The sequence below is a fragment of the Lentiprolixibacter sp. genome, assembly GCF_982873095.1.
On the sequence record NZ_CEYNTP010000261.1, the window covers coordinates 1 to 3,643 of the forward strand.

General features: G+C 46.8%; 4 protein-coding genes. All 4 read left to right on the forward strand.

What is annotated here, in order from left to right:
• The coding region (locus AC4E7D_RS12785; protein WP_490174177.1) for a nucleoside transporter C-terminal domain-containing protein at positions 1 to 690 on the forward strand (690 nt) is incomplete at its 5' end.
• Between the two features lie 36 nt (positions 691 to 726).
• Positions 727 to 1,716: an adenosine deaminase gene (gene add / locus AC4E7D_RS12790; protein ID WP_490174178.1), complete on the forward strand. Its 990-nt coding sequence runs from the start codon at positions 727 to 729 to the stop codon at positions 1,714 to 1,716.
• 128 nt (positions 1,717 to 1,844) lie between these two features.
• Positions 1,845 to 2,669, forward strand: a complete 825-nt coding sequence (locus AC4E7D_RS12795; RefSeq protein ID WP_490174179.1) for a thymidylate synthase — start codon at positions 1,845 to 1,847, stop codon at positions 2,667 to 2,669.
• Between the two features lie 12 nt (positions 2,670 to 2,681).
• Positions 2,682 to 3,494 carry an energy transducer TonB gene (locus AC4E7D_RS12800; protein ID WP_490174180.1) on the forward strand — a complete coding sequence of 271 codons (813 nt, stop codon included), beginning with the start codon at positions 2,682 to 2,684 and terminating at the stop codon, positions 3,492 to 3,494.
• The last annotated feature ends 149 nt before the right edge of the window (positions 3,495 to 3,643 follow it).

Below are 3,643 nucleotides of genomic sequence, written 5' to 3' on the forward strand. Positions count from 1 at the left end.
GAGTTCGCACGGCATCTCCTGGCAGCCTCAGTCATGGCGGCACCCGGGGCAATAGTGGTTTCGAAAATGCTCTATCCCCAGACCGAAGCCATCAACAAAGAGATTCAGATTACTCAGGATAAGATCGGCACCAACCTGCTCGACGCCATTGCCAATGGTACTACAGAGGGCCTGAAACTGGCGGTCAACGTAGCCGCTATGCTACTTGTGTTTATCGCCTTTATCGCCATGATCAATGGCATCCTGGGCTGGGTAGGGGATTTCACCTCACTTAACGACTGGATTGCAGCCAACAGTACCTATGAGCAGTTTTCTCTTGAAGCCATCCTCGGAGTGATTTTTGCCCCCCTGATGTGGTTGATCGGGGTAAACACTGAAGATATCATGTTAATGGGGCAATTGCTGGGGATAAAACTTGCCGCCAGCGAATTTGTGGGGTACATCCAGCTGGCCGAGCTAAAAAACCTGGCCGCTGCCCCCCATTTCGGCTTTAATAAATCCGTGATCATGGCCACTTATATGCTCTGTGGGTTTGCCAATTTTGCCTCGATAGGTATTCAGATAGGCGGCATCGGATCACTAGCCCCGGGCCAGCGCAAAACCTTATCTGAATTCGGGATGAAAGCCGTCCTTGGAGGTACCCTTGCCTCTCTTCTCTCGGCTACTATAGCAGGAATGATTTTAGGCTGAGAGATCACGAGCAGAAAAGAAAATATCTACATCTAAATGGACTTTAGTCGCCTTCCTAAAATTGAACTCCACCTCCATTTGGATTGCTCATTGAGTTACGAGGTTGCCAGAAGCATACAGCCCAACCTAAGCTATGAAAAGTACAGGTCCAGTTTCGTGGCCCCGCCAAAGTGCACAGACCTCGCCGACTATTTAAGCAGGGCAGTGAAGGGGTTTGAACTTATGCAAACGAGGGAACAATTGCAACTGGTAACCCTTGATCTCTTCAGGCAGCTTAAGGCAGACCATGTTATTTATGCAGAAATCCGTTTTGCCCCTTTATTGCACACTATGAAGGGTCTGAGTCCGGAAGAGGTGATAGCGGTGGTCATGGAGGCCTGCCAGGAAGGGATGGCGGCCCATCAGGTAGAAGCCAGGATCATCCTCTGCACCCTGAGGCGTTTTAATGAAGCGCAAAGTCTGAAGACTGCCCAGCTGGTTTCAAAATTCAAGGATACGCTGGTAGTGGGCCTGGATATCGCGGGTGATGAGGCGGGTTACCCCATAGATGCGCACCAAAAGGCATTTGATTACGCCCGGGAGAAGGGCATCAAGTGTACCGCTCATGCAGGAGAAGCATGCGGGGCCCACAGTGTTTGGGAAACCATCAGGAATTTCCACCCCCTTCGCATAGGGCACGGGGTTAGGAGTATTGAAGATGAAAGCCTGCTGAAATTTATTCGCGAAAAAGAGCTGCATCTTGAGGTGTGCCCCACCAGTAATATTCAGGTTGATGTATTTGATGCCATTGCTGACCATCCGGTGGATAAACTGTATATGGATGGGCATTCCCTGAGCATCAATACCGATGCCCGAACCATTTCAGACACTAACCTGGAAAACGAATACAAAAAACTGGAGGCTGTATTTGGCTGGTCGAAAGAACACTTCAAAAAATGTAACCTGGAAGCCATAAAACACGCTTTTGCTGATGAAGCCACCAAGGGGCGTATCCGTTCCCTTTTGCTTGAAGCCTACGGAGCGTAATGGGCACAGGTTGATAATCCTGTGGATAACTGCCCCGGGCTTTTTTTTGAAGCTAGACCTGAATTTGTACTTTTGAAACTACCGTCGAAATTTTGCTTAAAGGCAGTATTCCATAAACAGAAAAACGGATGAAACAATACCACGACTTGCTCAAACATGTACTGGAAAACGGGTGCAAGAAGTCTGACCGTACGGGAACAGGCACATTAAGTGTTTTTGGTTACCAGATGCGGTTTGACCTGCAGGAAGGGTTCCCCCTGGTTACGACCAAAAAGTTGCACCTGAAATCCATTATACATGAATTGCTCTGGTTCCTGAAAGGCGACACCAACATTGCCTATCTGCAGGAGAATGGCGTTCGCATTTGGAATGAATGGGCCAATGAAGCGGGTGATCTGGGGCCGGTTTACGGGTATCAGTGGCGGAACTGGAATGGGGATGGTATCGACCAGATCGAACAACTTATCCACAACATCAAAACCAACCCGGACAGCAGGCGGCTGATGGTAACTGCATGGAACCCGAGCGTTTTACCGGATACCTCCAAGTCCTTTGCAGAAAATGTTGCCCAGGGTAAAGCGGCACTCCCCCCCTGCCATGCTTTTTTTCAGTTTTACGTGGCAGACGGGAAACTGAGTTGCCAGCTGTATCAGCGCAGTGCCGATATCTTCCTGGGAGTTCCGTTTAATATTGCCTCCTATGCCTTATTTACGCTTATGGTTGCGCAGGTAACCGGACTGGAACCCGGGGAATTTATCCACACCTTTGGAGATGCCCATATTTACAGCAACCATATGGAGCAAATTGAACTTCAACTCAGCCGGGAGCCCAGGCCACTCCCTCAGATGGTACTCAATCCGGAAGTCAGGGACATTTTTGGATTTAAATTCGAAGACTTCACCCTGCTTAATTATGACCCCCATCCGCATATCAAGGGAGTAGTCGCAGTTTAGATCGCTACCTTTATGATTAAATCATGTTTCTTTGCAATTGCGCTCTTCATTGGGATAGGTCTCAGCGCTCAGGAATCTGAGGTTTTTAAATTCCCCACTGAAGCTGAGCTGATTACGGCAATTTCATGTTCGCAGGAGCAAGATCAAAATGCCTGTACAAACAGTTTGATCGAATCCCGAATCAAATCCATCCTTGAAAAATATCAAAGGAAGATTAAGCGTGATACCTTAAAATTTTCTGTTGAACTCTCGGTAAATCCCAATGGAGAAATTAAAAAGAAGCGGTTCTTTTTTGCGCTTAAAAATGATGCTGTAAAGAAGAAGATTAATGAACTCCTTGATAATGCTTTGTCTCAGGAATCATTTCATGTGACTCATTACAACGATGGCATATATCCTTCTTCTCATAAATTCAATTACCGATTCCTTCTCCAGAGTAAAAGCAAAGCAATAAAGTCTCTTCCGGTTGCTGAAACCTACTCAGGTGGCATTGTTCAACTCATCCCCTTGTTCCCCAACAGTCCGCGACGGGGTGATGAACTTGACCGTCAGGGGTTTCAGGAGAATATGCAAAACCATATTAGGAAGCATTTCAGATATCCTGCGAAAGCCCTGGAAAGAGGGATTCAGGGTGTTGTTTATATGATATTTACTATTGATAAAAGGGGCAGAGTTACCAACCTTAAGATGCAAAGTCCCCATCCCGTACTCAGTACAGAAGCGAAAAGGATAATATCACTACTGCCAGTTTTTCAGCCGGGAATCCAGGACGGAAAATTAGCTGAAGTACCTTATTCCATTCCTATCTCATTTCGTCTTTATTAGGCCCTGCAAGCCGCAGGCCCTTTTATTGCCACCAACATTTCAGTTTATAGAGACCAGTTGACTATATTCTTCCGGAAGGATTATCAAATGATGTACAATAAAAAAACCGGAACATGCAGATGTCCCGGTTTCTTTTTAAGCTTTGATGA

What these genes read in the sequence shown, in the direction of transcription:
- add (WP_490174178.1), top strand. Translation starts at nt 727, where the DNA reads ATGGACTTTAGTCGCCTTCCTAAAATTGAACTCCACCTCCATTTGGAT.
- AC4E7D_RS12795 (WP_490174179.1), top strand. Translation starts at nt 1,845, where the DNA reads ATGAAACAATACCACGACTTGCTCAAACATGTACTGGAAAACGGGTGC.
- AC4E7D_RS12800 (WP_490174180.1), top strand. Translation starts at nt 2,682, where the DNA reads ATGATTAAATCATGTTTCTTTGCAATTGCGCTCTTCATTGGGATAGGT.